Origin of the sequence: Micromonospora sp. NPDC049102, from assembly GCF_043197485.1 — a bacterium.
Taxonomy (GTDB): Bacteria; Actinomycetota; Actinomycetes; order Mycobacteriales; family Micromonosporaceae; genus Micromonospora.
Genome location: NZ_JBICTE010000045.1, coordinates 14959 through 29703, shown reverse-complemented (window position 1 = coordinate 29703; position 14745 = coordinate 14959). Strand labels below are relative to the sequence as shown.

Below are 14745 nucleotides of genomic sequence, written 5' to 3'. Positions count from 1 at the left end.
GCTTCGTCAGGTGGTGGGAACGCTTCCTCAGGTGCTGGGAACGCCGAGTCGGTCGAGCAGGAGACGGCGCAGCGCGCCGAAGCCCGGGTCGTCCGGGGTGCGGGTGGGTGGCAGGTCGACGGGGAGGTCCGCGGCGATGCGGCAGTCGTCGAGGAGCAGGATCCGGTCGGCGAGCAGCAGCGCCTCCTCCACGTCGTGGGTGACGAGCAGGGCGGCGAAGCCGTGCTCGGCGCGTAGCCGGCGCAGCAGCACCTGCATCCGCAGCCGGGTGAGCGCGTCCAGCGCGCCGAACGGCTCGTCGAGCAGCAGCAGATCCGGTTCGCGGACCAGCGCCCGCGCGACGGCCACCCGCTGTGCCTGCCCACCGGACAGCTCGGCCGGCCAGGCCCGGTGCCGCTCGGCCAGGCCGACCTCGGCCAGCGCGCGCTCGATCCGGCCGGCGGTGTCCGGGCCGGACAGGCCGAGCCCGACGTTGGCCGCCACCCGCTTCCAGGGCAGGAGCCGGTGCTCCTGGAAGACGACGGCGGCGGTGCCGTGCACGACGGTCTCGCCGGTGGCCTCGCCGTCCAGGCCGGCCAGGATACGCAGGAGGGTGCTCTTGCCCGAACCGCTGCCGCCGAGCAGGGCCACGACCTCGCCCCGCGCGATGCTCAGGTCGACCCCGGCCAGCACGACCGTCGGCCCGAAGGACCGGCGGATCGCGTGGGCGGTCAGCACCGGGGTCGCGCCGGTCAGGTGGCTCGCAGTCCGCGTCGCCATGTCAACATCCTCCTCTCCGCAACGCGCAGGGCAAGGTCCGATATCAGCCCGAGCAGCGCGTAGACGAGCAGGCCGAGGACCACCACGTCGGTCTGGCTGAACTCCCGCGCCTCCATCATCAGGAAGCCGATCCCGGTCTGGGCGTTGACCTGCTCGCCGACGACGAGGCTGAGCCAGGCCGCGCCGATCGCGAGGCGCAGGCCGAGAAAGAGCGACGGCAGCGCGCCGGGCAGCACCACGTGACGCAGCCGGGCGGCCTGCCCGAGCCCGCAGACCCGGGCGGCCTCCACCAGCCGCTCGTCGATGTCCCGGATGCCGGCGTAGGTGTTGAAGTAGACGGGGAAGAAGGCGCCCAGGGCGACCAGGCTGATCTTCAGCGACTCGCCGATGCCGACCCAGATGATCAGCAGGGGCACCAGGCCCAGGTGCGGCAACATGCGGGCCATCTGCACCGGCGGGTCGACCAGGTCGTCGCCGAGTCGCAACAGCCCGGCCACCGTACCCAGGACGAGCGCCAGCACCCCGCCGATGAGCAGGCCCGCGCCGGCCCGGGTGAGGGAGTCCACCAGGTGCACGGCGAGCGTGCCGTCGCGGGACAGTCGCCAGCCGGTCGCGAGGACGTCGCTGGGCGCGGGCAGCTTCTCCGGCGCCAGCAGGCCGGTCCGGGCCGCCAGCTCCCAGCCCAGGACCAGGGCGACCGGGCTGACCAGCCGCCACCACCGCCGGGACATCCGTGGGCGGCGGGCTTCGGGGGCCGCTTCGGCCACGACCTCCGGCGGCGTCTCGAGCAGCGGTGTACGACTCACTGGAACACCGCGCTGAAACGGTCGTCCACCCGGCTCCTGATGTCGACCGGCCCCGGGATCAGGTCCAGCGCGACGAAGCTGTCGGTGATCGCCTGGAGTTCGTCGCCGATGGCCGGCGTGACCGGGGCGAGCGGCTTGGCGCTGCGGTCCAGGGCACGGCTGGTGACGTCCTCCGGGATCTTCAACTCCGGCGCGAGCGTGCGCGCCCGCTCCTGCGGGTTGGCGATACCCCAGTCGGTCACCTCGCGGTACCTCTGAAGGAACGCCCGGACATCGTCCGTGCGCTTGGCGACCGCGTCGGGTGCCGCCAGCACGTACTCGCGGTTGCTGGCCAGGCCGGTCGCGTCGGCGAGCACCCGTACGCCGGGCTGCTCGGCCAGGGCGAAGTACGGGTCCCAGATCACCCAGGCGTCGACCTGCCCGCTGTCGAAGGCGGGTCGTCCCTCGGCCGGCTTGAGGTACTTGACGTTGATGTCGCCCAGCGTCATCTTGTTGGCCTCCAGCAGCCGTACCAACAGCCAGTGCACGTTGGAGCCCTTGTTGAGGGCGACCGTCCTGCCCTTGAGGTCGGCGAAGCTGCGGTAGCCGCTGTCGGCCTTGACGAGCACGGCCTCGCCCTGCGGGATCGGGGCCGAGGTGCCGACGATGGAGAACGGGATCTTCCCGGCGGCGGCGAAGACCGGTGGGGCCTCGCCGACCTGCCCGATGTCGATCGACCCGGCCTTGAGCGCCTCGGTGAGCGCCGGCCCGCTCTCGAACAGCGACCACTCGACGTCCGGTGCCGCGTCGCGCGCCTTGACCAGGCTCAACCCACCGAAACGCTGGTAGCCGACGCGCAGTTTGCCGCCGTCACCGCCGGCGTCGGCGGACTCGCCGCACGCGCTCACGCCGCCCGCGGCGAGCAGGACGAGGGCGGTGAACGCCGCCGTACGCAGGCGGCGACGCGGGGGATGACCAGGTGAGGGGGTACGCATGACGGCTCCTTGGATGAGCAGGTGGGCCGGGCCGCGTCGACCGGCGGGGGAGGGCGTGGGCGGTAGCCTACTAACCCGATAGGTTTTATGGGTAGGCTGTCGGCGGCTTCGTCCCACCCCTCAGGAGCGCCACGCGCACACACGGAAAGAGCCGCGATGACCCTCACCTTCCACTGGTTCCTGCCCACCAACGGCGACAGCCGGGACGTCGTCGGCGGTGGACACGGCGTACCCACCGGAACGGCCGGGGGTGCCCGGCCGCCGAGTGTGGCCTACCTGGGGCAGATCGCCCGCACCGCCGAGCAACTGGGCTTCGTCGGCGCGCTCACCCCGACCGGCGCGTGGTGCGAGGATGCCTGGCTCACCACGGCGATGCTCAGCGAGGTCACCGAACGCCTCAAGTTCCTGGTGGCGTTCCGACCCGGTCTGACCTCACCCACTCTGGCCGCGCAGATGGCCTCCACCTTCCAGCGGCTGTCCCGGGGGCGACTGCTGCTCAACGTGGTGACCGGCGGCGAGTCGACGGAGCAGCGGGCGTACGGCGACTTCCTGGACAAGGACGCCCGATACGCGCGAGCCGACGAGTTCCTGCACGTCGTACGCGCGCTGTGGCGGGGTGAGACCGTCGACCACGCCGGCACGCATCTGCGCGTCGAGCAGGCGCGGCTGCACCGGCTCCCCGATCCGCCGCCGGCGGTCTACTTCGGTGGCTCGTCCGCCGCCGCCCTGCCCGTGGCGGTGCGGCACAGCGACGTCTACCTCACCTGGGGCGAGCCGCCGGCCCAGGTCGCCGAGAAGCTCGACCGGGTCCGGTCGCTGGCTGCCGCCGCCGGCCGGGAACTGCGCTTCGGCATCCGGCTGCACGTCATCGCCCGCGACACCGCCGACGAGGCGTGGGCGCAGGCTCGTCGGCTGCTCGACGGCATCGCCGAGGCCGACATCACGGCGGTGCAGGACGGGCTGCGTCGCAGCGAGTCCGAGGGGCAACGCCGGATGCTCGACCTGCACGGCGGCTCCCGCGACAGCCTGGAGGTCGCGCCCAACCTGTGGGCCGGCGTCGGCCTCGTCCGGGGTGGAGCCGGCACCGCCCTGGTCGGCAGCCACCGGGAGATCGCGGACCGGATCGCCGAGTACCACGCGCTCGGCATCGACGAGTTCATCCTCTCCGGCTACCCCCACCTGGAGGAGGCGTACTGGTTCGGCGAGGGTGTGTTGCCGATCCTGCGCGAGCGCGGACTGTGGCGGCACCCCGACGGCCAGCCGGACCTGGCCGATCTCCCGGACATCCCCTTCGCGGGTACGACGACACCCCGCCCGACGCCGGAGCCCGCAGCGGCCCGCTGACCGGCGGGCGGGTGCGGGCGCCCGGCGCGCCCGCACCCGACGACGTGCCGCTGCCCCCATGCGCGCTTCGTCCGTGCCGGTACTCTCCCCGCGTGAATCTGAAGGTGATCGAGGGTCGGCTGACCGAGACGCCGGCCGGGTCGGGTGTGGAACGGCGTGCTTTCGGTGAATTCGTCGGGCCGCGCGGTGAGCTCGCGTCGTACACGTTCGGCTGGACGACCAACTCCGAGCACCACCACGCCCGGCTCACGGTGGGGATCGGGGCCGGAAGCGCCGGCGGCGGCAGTTTCCATGCGGTCATCTTCGACCGCGAGAACAGCTACGCCTGCTCGCTCGTCGACGAGCCGTTCGAGCGAGTTCCCGAGGGCGGCCCCGACCTCACCGCGACCGAGGCCCGCGCACACCAGGATCTGCCGTTCATCTGGTGGGTGGTGGACCGCGTCATGGAGCGTGACCGGCGCGCACGGTGGATGGAACACTGGCTGCTGGGGACCAGCAGCATCCAGACCGGCGAGGTCTTCGACCAGAAAGAGCCGATCCTGTACGTCAGCCACGACGCCGACGACGGGCTCTGGCAACTCATCGGTGCGAGCGACGCCGACCCCGCGACGGGCAAGCTCAGTCACCTCCACCACGCCGTGGAGCACGACCTCACGCTGCTCGACGTTCTCGACCTCGGTCCCGGCGAGAGCGCCCACCGCACCGGGCCGGACGCGCCCTGGACCGCCGCGCCGTCCTGAGACGAGCGGAGTGACAAGCGCTGACACGGGATCAGAGTGAGTCCAAGGACTGTTCTCCGATGCCCGTTTCGAACCATTGTGCACGCACACGTCCTCCTCCGAGATCAAGCGGGTGCCCAGGGTGCCTGGATCGAGGTAGGTCAAGTGGCGAGCAGGTATCGCGTGGTATCGGAAGGCTCTAACGGGCGACCTGTTCGAGGTAGCGTTGCCGGATGGTGTCGAGCCGCTGCTTGGTCCCCTCAACCTCCCAAAAGGCCCAGCCGTTGCTGGCTACGCCGACCGCGTCTTCCATCGCTTTGGTAGGCGCGTTTGCGACTCCTGAAGCGGTCTCGATGCTTCCTTCTGGGCGGACTCGGGCGTAGTACAGTTGGCCACGTCTGCGGCCGACGAGCCGGTCTCCCACACTTACCAAGCCTGCCTCAACCAAATCCTGGAACCGGACTCCGTAGCGAGTGCGCTTCCCAGGCGCGAGGGGGCCGGGCGCCGGCGGCGGGGCCAGTCCGAGCGCGTCGAGGCTCCATATCTTCCTAGCGATCTCGCAGTAGAAGCGACCGCGCGCCTCGATAAACGGCTCCAGCGCGGTGCTTGCGTCATAGGTAGCGATCATGCCGTACAGGCCTTCGCCGGTGAGGAATTTCCGGAGCCGGACGTTGCCTCGTTGGAAGAAGTCCGGGTTGATCATTCCGGCCAGCAGAGTATCCTTCCGGTACGACGCTAGCTTTTTCTCCAAGAGCACCCCGCCGTAGCTACCGTTTTCCGGGCCGTCCAAGAGTAGGAGCGCTCCAATCCGATTCCGCAGAAAGCCGTAGTAGCGGGCGTCGGGCGCCTTGTGCGCGTACTTCGACGCCGTGCTGGTGAAGAGGTGTTCGATCTCGAAGTCGCGGTCACGGTCTCGGCGCAGGAGGAAGCGGTCGGTGGGATCCGCCTCGCCATTGGTCGCGCCCATTTCGACCCATGCGGTCAGGCGAGTCAACACGTAGTGAACGAATCTGCGTTGGGTGTCGTAGCGCATGTCCGGAATGAGCTGCAGTCGGACCGGCCAGTCTGCTGCATGTTCCCCAAGGGTGCGGCTGAGCTCCTGAACCGACTCGGACAGTCGTACGGCAGGCATGACCGCGGAGACGAGCTCATCGATGTGTCGCTGCTCGACCGGTTCGTCGCCAAGCGTCTGCGTCACGTAGAAGAGATCGAGAAAGTTGGCTACCAAGCCGGCCTTCTGTACCCGCTCCGTCTCCGAGTCACTGGACCTCAGGGCAGCGAAGGTGAGGTCGAACTGCTCGGCTATGCCGTTGAATGTGTTGTACCGCACGGCTCGTAGGTCCGGGTTGATCCGGGATCGTGCTTGCAGCAGCGTGGCGTATGTGGTGTGGAAGGGGTACAGCACCTCGGTGATGAGGCGGACCCGGTCTCCGTTCTTGCGGTTGGGCCAGATCTCTGCCTGGTGCGCCCGCACCCACTCGTGTGTTGCGTCGTTCAGGCTCGGCCCCGGCTTGTGGGCGGCCTCGGGAAATCGCGCCCGGAAGACGGTCCGAAGGTAGGCGAACGCGGCGCCCTTCTCAAGGTCTTCCAGAGCCGACACCATCGTGGTCCAAGCGCCTTCCTGCTCACGCGGATCCGCTTCGGCGTCACTGAGCAGGAAACGCTTGAGATGGTCCATCGGCGAGAGCCGGACGCCACAATCGTTGATCGACTGGAACATTTCCTCTGCCCGGTCTCGGTCGCCTGCGTCCATCACGACCAAGGAGACCCGGTAGAGCAGCCAATCGATGAACATGACCAGGACATCGCCGCGCACCTGTGCGGGGTAGTGGATGTCGATGTACTGGTACGACTGCGAGATGCGGCGGATAGAAGGTCGGGCGTTGACGACGTCGAATCCACGGTCGTTCAGCAGAGCGTTGAAGCAGGCACCGTACTCATCGACGTCCACACGGAATGTCCGCCTGCCAAACCGCTCGGACATGATCAAGGTCAAGAGTCTGCCGGCCCTGCTGCTTGCCTTCGGCGTCGCCGCTGCCTGCCGATGCAGATAGATCAGCAGTAGTAGAAGCGTGATGATGCGCTGCTGACCGTCGACGAGCGAGGTCCGCCCGTCCGCTGTGCAGATGATGTACGGGCCGAGGAAGTACGGATCGTACGATTTAACATCGGCCAGTGAGTGCTCGTCGCTCCACTGGTCGAGAAACTTTCGGGAGAGGTCGTTCATTAGTCGCGCGACCTGCGGTTCCTCCCAGACGTATTCGCGCTGGTAGTAGTCGAGAGCGAACGACTCTGTGCTGAACAACGCATCGATGGATTGCTCGCGTGCGCTGACCAGCTTCTTGGTGCTGTGCTTCCTGGCCATGGGGGCCCGACCTAAAGGGCCACTGTCGCTTTGGCGGCCACGATAGGCTCACCCCTTCCGCGCCAGATATAGCCGGAGCGCACGACCCGAACGAGTGCTCCGGTGTTCGGTGCGCCCGACTCGGCCTCGTGGGAGTCCGGGTCAAATGGAAGGCTCTCGCCGGGCCGGCCGAGCGGCCACAGCCGCTTGCGCCGCGTCTCGTCCGTGAGGAGCTTCATGACTTCTGTGATCGTGTCACCGCGAGACTGCAGGACCTCGACTGCCACGGCAAGATCGGCAACCAACCTGGCCTCCTCGAACTCGTGGTCCCATCCAGAAGGGGTCGTCCCGCTGGCGTCGAGCGCAGCAGCCACGTTGTGCACGAGATGCTGGGCGACCCAAGGCGGCAACGTCTTGAGTAAATGACCGGCCAGTACGTCGAGTGAACTTCGAGCAGACTGCCGTTCGGCCGACCATCCGTACTTCTTGTTTATCGCAGTAATCTGTGGATGCCACTTGATCCCGCGTTGGAAGAGCCTCCAGTGGTGATCGACGTCTAGCTTCTTGACACCTGCCTCGATCAGCTTGGCCTTGATCGCTTGCGCGCTGATCCGCTCAGACGCAGTCTGGATTACGTCGATAAAGACTGATCCCGGGTCTTCCGCAAACTGATGCGCGACGGTTCCTGCGCCCAAGACGTACCACCTTCCAGGCCCGAGCTGAACGTAGCTTGCATGCTATGCGCATCGGCCATCATCCATCTGTGTCTGATGAGCGACAGTTGCTCTATGCCCCTTTGAGCCCGCCTTCTTGCTATAGGTCCGGAGTGGGCGCCGGACGCAAGACGGCGACGTGCTCTCTACCTGCAGTGCGTCGTGCTGGTCGGAACCTGGATCCATAATGGTTGGTGTTGAACAGGCTGTCACAGTCCTCACCGCCTGCACCGATAGTGGAACCAGTTCGAACCGTCCATGCCGGGTTGGTGTCGACGCAGGACGCCAACCAACGAGCCGGTGCGAGGTCGTCCGGATGCGTTCTAGACGAGTAATTCCTAACCTTCGCTGGGGCGGTGGGCGCATCCGCTTGCAGGGAGGCGAACGGCGGCGTCCGGTTACTCTCGGTCACCTCCTTGGAAGCGGATACGGTCGTCAGCGGTATACCTCAGAGTCATATTCATTCCTCTGAGGTATACCGCTCACCAGCACAACGACACGGCGAGCAGTCACAGCGGACGACCAGCGACCTTCGCCCCAGCCCAACCCAGCCCAACCCAGCCCAACCCGGCCCTGTCGTGAGTTAGGACTTACTCGTCTAGGCGGGACGGTCAACCCGGCCACCGGCAACCCGGCGGGCGGTGAGGCTCACCGTCGTACTGCCCACCGCCATCCCGATCAGCACCAGGACTGCTCCGACAACCCACAGACCGCTGTCGTCGCGCGACGCTGCCTGTCGAGACCAGGCGGCGGTGAAGGCGATAGTCATCACGGGTGCCACCAGCCACGGGCTGAGTCGCCACGCGGCCAGTGCGGCCAGCAGGACGAGCGTCAGCACACAGCCGATCACCGGCCACGCCTCGTACGGGCCGCTCGTCGCGCCGGTCCGCGCGTCGACCGTGTAACCGGTGTCCCAGCCCAGCCAGACGAGCCAAACCCCGACTGTGGCCACCGCCAGGAAGAGCCCGCCGATCAGTGCGCCCGTACGCCTCGTCGCCGTCATCGAGCGATCATCTCCCGCATCGGCCTGTCGCGGGAATGACATCCCGTTTGCGGACACGTCGACGCCCCGCCCGACGCCGGAGCCCGTGATCGATGGTCGTTGAGCGACACGACACGCCGTGCAGTTTGTTGCTCAGCGACCAACGATCATCGGGTCAGGTGCCCGGGGCGTCCCACACGACGACGTGGACCACGAACGTCTGGTCGGCGCGCGTGTTCGTGATGGTGGCGAACCCGAGGCGTCCCTCCGAGGTACGGAAGCACCAGTTCGCGCCGGGCGTGAACAAGGCCCGCGCCGAGCCGGTGGCCGACGCCACGCAGCCCGCGTACGCCTGGGCGGGGTTGCCGCCGGAGTACTGGTACACGCTCGGCGTGTTGGCGACCTGGATGTTGTCCGAGCGCACCTGCCCCCAGTCGTGGTAGAGGTCGAGCCCGTCCGTCGCGCCGTCGGTGTGGTTCGTGACGACCCGCTGATCCGGTCGGTCGACGTTGACGGCGGCGGACCGGGGCAGCACCACGTCCCGTTCGACGAGGGTGCGAGGTGTGTCGGGGTTGGCACCAGGGGTGGCCTGGCTCGGGGAGGGCGCGGCGGGGCCGCTGGTCGGTGGGGATGCGGTGGCCGACGTCGGCGAGCCGGTGGTGGGCGGTGACGTCAACGAGCCGGCGGTGGGTGACGGCGTCGACGGGTGGCGGAGCTGGGTCGCCACGACACCGCCGAGCAGCAGGCAGCCCATCGTCAGCAGGGCGATCGCGACGCGGGTCCGCTGGCGCCACAGCCAGAACCCACCGAGCAGCAGCACCGCCGTCAGGGTGAGGGCGAACAGCAGTACGTCCTGTTTGAGCCAGCTCTCCACCGCGGTCACCACACCGAGGATGTTGGCCGCCACGCCGATCACGGCGAGCGTCCTGATCCGACGGGCGTCGCTGGCGCCGGTGGTCGACGCGGGGGGCGGGGACTCACCCAACGAATGCCTCCACTGTGGATCGGCCGAGGCGGACGGGAACGCCCGCTACCGCCATGATCCCATCGACGCGCTCGCGTGCGAGCCGCCGGGAACCACGATGCGGCCCGCAGGCGCGTCGGCTTTCCGACCCTGCCGCCGGCACGGCATGATCCCTCATCCCGGGCACACTGTTGCCCCCGCCGGTGGCGATCCTCTACGGTCTGCTCAAGCGGTGGGCGGTGCGGTCCGCATCCGACCGACACCGCCGGATGCCCGTCGTGCGGGCCGGGATGGTGGAGTCCCGGGCCACCCCGGCGACGGCGGTTCCGGCGGTCGTGTGACTCAGCTCGTACTCCGGGTGTCGCTGCCCGGCGCGGCTCCGCGCGGAGCCGACGGCGAGCCGGCCACGCCGATCCCCACCGGAGAATCCCGTGTTCCTCAGCCCGCACGAGCAGGACCGCCTGCTCGTCCACGTCGCGGCCGATGTCGCCCGCCGCCGCCGCGAACGCGGCCTGCGACTCAACTACCCCGAGGCCGTCGCGATCATCACCGCCTTCCTGCTGGAAGGGGCCCGCGACGGCCGGTCGGTGGTCGACCTCATGTCGGCCGGCCGGACCGTGCTCGACCGCGACGACGTCCAGGACGGCATCCCCGAGCTGCTGAGGGAGGTGCAGGTGGAGGCCACTTTCCCGGACGGCACCAAGCTCGTGACGGTGCACCACCCGATCCCGTGATCCCCGGGGAGATCCTGCCGGCGGCCAGCCCGGTCGAGATCAACGTGGGTCGGCCGGTGACCACCCTGGTCGTGGTCAACACCGCCGACCGTCCGGTGCAGGTCGGCTCGCACTACCACTTCGCCGAGGCCAACCCGGCCCTGGCCTTCGACCGGGGCGTCACCTGGGGGCAGCGCCTCGCCGTACCGGCGGGCACCTCGGTCCGGTTCGAGCCGGGCGTGAGTCGCAGCGTCGACCTGGTGCCGCTCGGCGGCGCGCGCGTCGTCCCGGGCCTGCGGGGAGAATGCGCCGGGCCGCTGGACGAGGCGTCCCCGACCGCACCGACCACCGACGGGCCGGCGCGGTGAGCGCCGTGCGGCGGGACCGCTACATCGACCTGTACGGGCCCACCACCGGCGACCGCATCCGACTGGCCGACACGAGCCTGCTGATCGAGGTGGAGACCGACCACTGCGTGGGTGGCGACGAGGCGGTGTTCGGCGGCGGGAAGGTGATCCGCGAATCGATGGGCCAGTCGCGGGCCACCCGTGCCGAGGGTGCCCTCGACACCGTCATCACCGGTGCGGTGGTGCTCGACCACTGGGGGGTGGTCAAGGCCGACGTGGGCCTGCGCGACGGGCGGATCGTCGCCCTCGGTCGGGCCGGCAACCCGGACACCATGCCCGGCGTCCATCCCGACCTGGTGATCGGACCGGCCACCGAGGTCATCGCCGGCAACGGCCGGATCCTCACCGCCGGGGCCGTCGACACCCACGTGCACTTCATCTGCCCGGAGATCGTCACGGAGGCGCTCTCCAGCGGCGTCACCACGCTCGTCGGTGGTGGCACCGGCCCCGCCGAGGGCACCCGGGCCACCACGGTCACCCCGAACGCCTGGCACCTGGCCCGCATGCACGAGGCGCTGGACACGATGCCGGTCAACGTGCTGCTGCTCGGCAAGGGCAACACCGTCTCGGAAGAGGCGCTGTGGGAGCAGTTGCGCGCCGGAGCGGGCGGTTTCAAGCTGCACGAGGACTGGGGCACCACCCCGGCGGCGATCGACGCCTGCCTGCGGGTGGCGGACGCCTCCGGGGTGCAGGTGTCGATCCACACCGACACCCTCAACGAGGCCGGGTTCGTGGCCGACACGCTGCGGGCGATCGGCGGTCGGGCCATCCACTCGTACCACACCGAGGGCGCGGGAGGCGGGCACGCACCGGACATCATCACGGTGGCCAGCGAGCCCAACGTGCTGCCGTCGTCGACCAACCCGACCCGGCCGTACAGCGCCAACACCCTCGCCGAGCACCTGGACATGCTGATGGTCTGCCACCATCTCAATCCGTCCGTGCCCGAGGACCTGGCCTTCGCCGAGAGTCGTATCCGACCGTCCACCATGGCCGCCGAGGACCTGCTGCACGACCTCGGCGCGATCTCGATCATCGGCTCCGACGCGCAGGCGATGGGCCGGGTCGGCGAGGTCATCCTGCGCACCTGGCAGAGCGCGCACGTCATGAAGGAGCGGGTGGGCGCGCTGACGGGCGACGGCGCGGCCGACAACCGTCGAGCCCGGCGGTACGTGGCGAAGTACACCATCTGCGCCGCCATGGCGAACGGGTTGGACCGGGAGATCGGCTCGGTCGAGCCGGGCAAGCTCGCGGACCTGGTGCTCTGGGACCCGGCGTTCTTCGGCGTACGACCGCACCTGGTCATCAAGGGCGGCATGATCGCGTACGCCCAGATGGGTGACGCCAACGCGTCCATCCCGACGCCGCAGCCGATGCTGCCGCGACCGATGTTCGGGGCGTACGGCGCGGCGGCGGCGGCGACCAGCCTGGCGTTCGTCGCGCCGGCCGCCCTCGACGCCGGGCTGCGCCTCGACGTGCGGCGACGGGTGGTGCCCGTCGCCGACGTGCGCTCGCGGGGCAAGGCCGACCTGCCGGAGAACGACGCGATGCCCCGGATCGAGGTGGACCCGGACACCTTCACCGTCCGGATCGACGGCGTCGTGGTGGAGCCGGACCCGGTGCAACGCCTGCCGATGGCCCAGCGGTACTTCCTGTTCTGATGGCGACGTCGAGTCTGCTCCTGTTGCTCGCCGACGGTCGCTTCCCGGCCGGCGCGCACGCGCACTCCGGCGGCCTGGAGGCGGCGGTGGCCGCCGGGCGGGTCACCGACCTCGCCTCGCTGGAGGCGTTCCTCGTCGGCCGGCTGGCCACCGCCGGGCTGGTCGGCGCGGCGTTCGCGGCGGCGGCGCACCGGGCGGTGACGCCGTCCGCCGCCGAGCCGGCCGAGGGCACCACGAGGCCGGTCGGCCTGGGTCATCCCGCCGGGAGGGGCACCTCACCGACCGATCCCGCCGGGCGGGGGACCACGTCGACCGGAGCGGCCGTACGCGGGAGCATGCTGGCGCGGCTCGACGCGGAGCTGGACGCCCGTACCGCGTCGCCGGCGCTGCGCGCGGTGTCCCGTCGCCAGGGCCGGGCCCTGCTGCGCGCCGGCCGGGCCATCTGGCCGGGCGCGTCCTTCGACGACCTGCCCGCCGCGCCCGAGGGAGCGCACCAACCGTTGGTGCTCGGGCTGCTCTGCGCCGCCGCCGGTCTGAGCCGCGCCGAGACCGCCATGGTCGCCGCCCACGGGACGGTGACCGGCGCGGCCAGCGCCGGCGTACGCCTGCTCGGCCTCGACCCGTACCAGGTCCAGGCCGTTCTGGTCGGTCTCGCCGACCTGTGCGACGGCACCGCCGCCGAGGCGGCCCGGGCCGCCGACGATCCACCCGAGCGGCTGCCCGCGGCCGCCGCGCCCCTTGCCGACATCCATGCCGAAGCTCATGCCACCTGGGAGGTGCGTCTCTTTGCGTCCTGACACCGTTTCGCCGACCGCTGCGCCCACTGCCGACCCGATCCCGCACGACGAGACCGTTCCGCACACCCACCCCGAACCGGGAATGGACCCGCATCCGCCGCTGGCGCGGGCCGGCCGGGCGCTGCGCGTCGGCATCGGCGGCCCGGTCGGGTCCGGCAAGACCGCCCTGGTGGCGGCCCTGTGCCGCGCGTTCGCCGGTGAGCTGCGCCTCGGCGTGGTCACCAACGACATCTACACGACCGAGGACGCCGACTTCCTCAAGCGGGCCGGCGTACTGGACCCGAGCCGGATTCGCGCGGTGGAGACCGGCTGCTGCCCGCACACCGCGATCCGCGACGACATCGGGGCCAACCTCGACGCCGTGGACGAGCTGGCCGAGACGGTCGGCCCACTGGACCTGGTGCTGGTCGAGAGCGGCGGGGACAACCTGACCGCCACGTTCAGCCGAGGCCTGGTGGACCGGCAGATCTTCGTGGTCGACGTGGCCGGCGGGGACAAGGTGCCCCGCAAAGGCGGGCCCGGGGTAACGTCCGCCGACCTGCTCGTGATCAACAAGACGGACCTCGCGCCGATGGTGGGCGCGGACCTGGCCGTGATGGACCGGGACGCGCGGGCCCGGCGGGGCGACCTTCCGACGCTGTTCCTGTCGATCGTCGGCGACCCGACGGCGGGTCTGGTGGCCGACTGGATCCGTCACGAGCTGGCCCACCACGCGGCCCTGCACCCGATCGCCGCACAGGTCGGCCCGGCCTGATGCGTGCGCTCGCCCGGCTGGTGGCCCGGGCCGACAGCCGGGGCGGCACGGTCCTCACCGAGCTGCACGGCGAGACGCCGCTGTTGCTGCGGCAGACGCCCGGAGACGGTCGTGTGGTGACCGTGTACGTCGTCGGCGGGGCGGCCGGTCCGCTCGCCGGCGACGACCTGCGCCTGGAGATCGACGTGGGACCGGGGGCGGCGGTGCGCTTGCACAGCGTCGCCGCCTCGGTCGCCCTGCCCGGCCGGCCCGGTGCCGTGTCGCGGATGGCGGTACGCGCCGTCGTGCGCGACGGCGGCGCACTGCACTGGCTGCCCGAGCAACTGGTCGCGGCGGCCGGCTGCGCCCACCTCGCCGAGTCCCGGGTCGAGCTGGCCGCGGGGGCGAGCCTGACCTGGCGTGACGAGGTGATCTGCGGCCGGTACGGCGAAACGCCCGGTGCTGCTGTCGTGCACACCCGGGTCGACTACGACGGCCGGCCGCTGCTGCGCCAGTCGCTGGCCGTGGGGCCGGGAGCGCCCGGCTGGGCCGGCCCCGCGGTGCTCGGCGGCGCGCCGGCGACCGGGTCGCTGCTGGTGGTGGACCCGGAGCGTCCCGCCGAGCCCGCGACGGTCGACGGCACCCTGGCCCGACTGCCCCTGGCCGGCGGCCCGGCGACACTGTGGACCGCCACCGCCCCCGACGCGCACACGCTGCGTACCCACCTCGCAGTGTGAGGCAAGTCGGGATCCCCATGCGGCAACGGGCCGGTCGGTGGCGACCGGTCCGTTGCCGAGTGCGTGGTGATCGGCGCGGCGCAGGGCCGACG

Annotated in this window: 16 protein-coding genes; 9 read left to right on the top strand and 7 right to left on the bottom strand. The window is 70.4% G+C overall.

Going from position 1 to position 14745, the window contains the following annotated elements:
* Positions 1 to 27: 27 nt before the first annotated feature.
* Genes ACGFH9_RS29105 through ACGFH9_RS29095 form a run of 3 tightly spaced genes read right to left on the bottom strand, consistent with a single transcriptional unit; the run spans position 28 to position 2539 of the window.
* Positions 28 to 759 (bottom strand): ABC transporter ATP-binding protein, encoded by a 732-nt coding sequence (locus ACGFH9_RS29105; RefSeq protein ID WP_393225513.1) that lies wholly within the window; start codon positions 757 to 759, stop codon positions 28 to 30.
* The gene (locus ACGFH9_RS29100) at positions 732 to 1565 is read right to left on the bottom strand and encodes an ABC transporter permease (protein WP_393225512.1); all 834 of its coding nucleotides are present in this window, start codon (positions 1563 to 1565) and stop codon (positions 732 to 734) included. Before ACGFH9_RS29100 ends, ACGFH9_RS29105 begins: the two co-directional genes overlap by 28 nt.
* A complete protein-coding gene (locus ACGFH9_RS29095; protein WP_393225509.1) occupies positions 1562 to 2539 on the bottom strand; it encodes an aliphatic sulfonate ABC transporter substrate-binding protein in 978 nt (325 codons plus the stop codon). The genes ACGFH9_RS29100 and ACGFH9_RS29095 overlap by 4 nt, the downstream gene beginning before the upstream one ends.
* A 156-nt stretch (positions 2540 to 2695) precedes the next feature.
* Between ACGFH9_RS29095 and ACGFH9_RS29090 the strand changes: the two genes are divergently transcribed.
* Entirely contained in the window at positions 2696 to 3883 is a 1188-nt protein-coding gene (locus ACGFH9_RS29090; protein ID WP_393225506.1) for an LLM class flavin-dependent oxidoreductase, read from the top strand.
* A 92-nt stretch (positions 3884 to 3975) separates the two neighbouring features.
* Positions 3976 to 4623, top strand: a complete 648-nt coding sequence (locus ACGFH9_RS29085; RefSeq protein WP_393225503.1) for a hypothetical protein — start codon at positions 3976 to 3978, stop codon at positions 4621 to 4623.
* Positions 4624 to 4801: 178 nt separating this feature from the next.
* Here the strand turns inward: ACGFH9_RS29085 and ACGFH9_RS29080 are convergent, their stop codons facing one another.
* From ACGFH9_RS29080 to ACGFH9_RS29065, 4 genes are all read right to left on the bottom strand, one after another.
* Positions 4802 to 6967 (bottom strand): DUF262 domain-containing protein, encoded by a 2166-nt coding sequence (locus tag ACGFH9_RS29080; RefSeq protein WP_393225500.1) that lies wholly within the window; start codon positions 6965 to 6967, stop codon positions 4802 to 4804.
* A gap of 11 nt (positions 6968 to 6978) precedes the next feature.
* The gene (locus ACGFH9_RS29075) at positions 6979 to 7641 is read right to left on the bottom strand and encodes a hypothetical protein (protein WP_393225497.1); all 663 of its coding nucleotides are present in this window, start codon (positions 7639 to 7641) and stop codon (positions 6979 to 6981) included.
* Between the two features lie 616 nt (positions 7642 to 8257).
* Positions 8258 to 8662, bottom strand: coding sequence for a hypothetical protein (locus ACGFH9_RS29070; protein ID WP_393225494.1), 405 nt, complete (start codon positions 8660 to 8662; stop codon positions 8258 to 8260).
* 154 nt (positions 8663 to 8816) lie between these two features.
* Complete coding sequence (locus tag ACGFH9_RS29065; RefSeq protein WP_393225491.1) at positions 8817 to 9626, bottom strand: hypothetical protein; 810 nt, start codon at positions 9624 to 9626, stop codon at positions 8817 to 8819.
* A 182-nt stretch (positions 9627 to 9808) separates the two neighbouring features.
* On the opposite strand from ACGFH9_RS29065, the gene ACGFH9_RS29060 reads away from it, so the two are divergent.
* The 7 genes from ACGFH9_RS29060 (at position 9809) to ACGFH9_RS29030 (ending at position 14653) form a co-directional block, all read left to right on the top strand.
* Positions 9809 to 9946, top strand: coding sequence for a hypothetical protein (locus tag ACGFH9_RS29060; protein ID WP_393225488.1), 138 nt, complete (start codon positions 9809 to 9811; stop codon positions 9944 to 9946).
* Positions 9947 to 10036: 90 nt separating this feature from the next.
* A complete protein-coding gene (locus tag ACGFH9_RS29055) occupies positions 10037 to 10339 on the top strand; it encodes an urease subunit gamma (RefSeq protein WP_355245213.1) in 303 nt (100 codons plus the stop codon).
* Positions 10336 to 10686 (top strand): urease subunit beta, encoded by a 351-nt coding sequence (locus ACGFH9_RS29050; protein ID WP_393225485.1) that lies wholly within the window; start codon positions 10336 to 10338, stop codon positions 10684 to 10686. Before ACGFH9_RS29055 ends, ACGFH9_RS29050 begins: the two co-directional genes overlap by 4 nt.
* The gene (locus ACGFH9_RS29045) at positions 10683 to 12386 is read left to right on the top strand and encodes an urease subunit alpha (protein WP_393225482.1); all 1704 of its coding nucleotides are present in this window, start codon (positions 10683 to 10685) and stop codon (positions 12384 to 12386) included. Before ACGFH9_RS29050 ends, ACGFH9_RS29045 begins: the two co-directional genes overlap by 4 nt.
* A complete protein-coding gene (locus ACGFH9_RS29040; RefSeq protein ID WP_393225479.1) occupies positions 12386 to 13183 on the top strand; it encodes an urease accessory protein UreF in 798 nt (265 codons plus the stop codon). Before ACGFH9_RS29045 ends, ACGFH9_RS29040 begins: the two co-directional genes overlap by 1 nt.
* Before the next feature lie 82 nt (positions 13184 to 13265).
* A complete protein-coding gene (gene ureG, locus ACGFH9_RS29035; protein ID WP_393225536.1) occupies positions 13266 to 13937 on the top strand; it encodes an urease accessory protein UreG in 672 nt (223 codons plus the stop codon).
* A complete protein-coding gene (locus ACGFH9_RS29030) occupies positions 13937 to 14653 on the top strand; it encodes an urease accessory protein UreD (RefSeq protein ID WP_393225476.1) in 717 nt (238 codons plus the stop codon). Before ureG ends, ACGFH9_RS29030 begins: the two co-directional genes overlap by 1 nt.
* Positions 14654 to 14745: the final 92 nt, after the last annotated feature.

Bases quoted from the DNA above. Each gene is read 5' to 3' on its own strand.
- ACGFH9_RS29105 (WP_393225513.1), bottom strand. From the start codon at position 759: ATGGCGACGCGGACTGCGAGCCACCTGACCGGCGCGACCCCGGTGCTG.
- ACGFH9_RS29095 (WP_393225509.1), bottom strand. From the start codon at position 2,539: ATGCGTACCCCCTCACCTGGTCATCCCCCGCGTCGCCGCCTGCGTACG.
- ACGFH9_RS29090 (WP_393225506.1), top strand. From the start codon at position 2,696: ATGACCCTCACCTTCCACTGGTTCCTGCCCACCAACGGCGACAGCCGG.
- ACGFH9_RS29080 (WP_393225500.1), bottom strand. From the start codon at position 6,967: ATGGCCAGGAAGCACAGCACCAAGAAGCTGGTCAGCGCACGCGAGCAA.
- ACGFH9_RS29070 (WP_393225494.1), bottom strand. From the start codon at position 8,662: ATGACGGCGACGAGGCGTACGGGCGCACTGATCGGCGGGCTCTTCCTG.
- ACGFH9_RS29040 (WP_393225479.1), top strand. From the start codon at position 12,386: ATGGCGACGTCGAGTCTGCTCCTGTTGCTCGCCGACGGTCGCTTCCCG.
- ureG (WP_393225536.1), top strand. From the start codon at position 13,266: ATGGACCCGCATCCGCCGCTGGCGCGGGCCGGCCGGGCGCTGCGCGTC.
- ACGFH9_RS29030 (WP_393225476.1), top strand. From the start codon at position 13,937: ATGCGTGCGCTCGCCCGGCTGGTGGCCCGGGCCGACAGCCGGGGCGGC.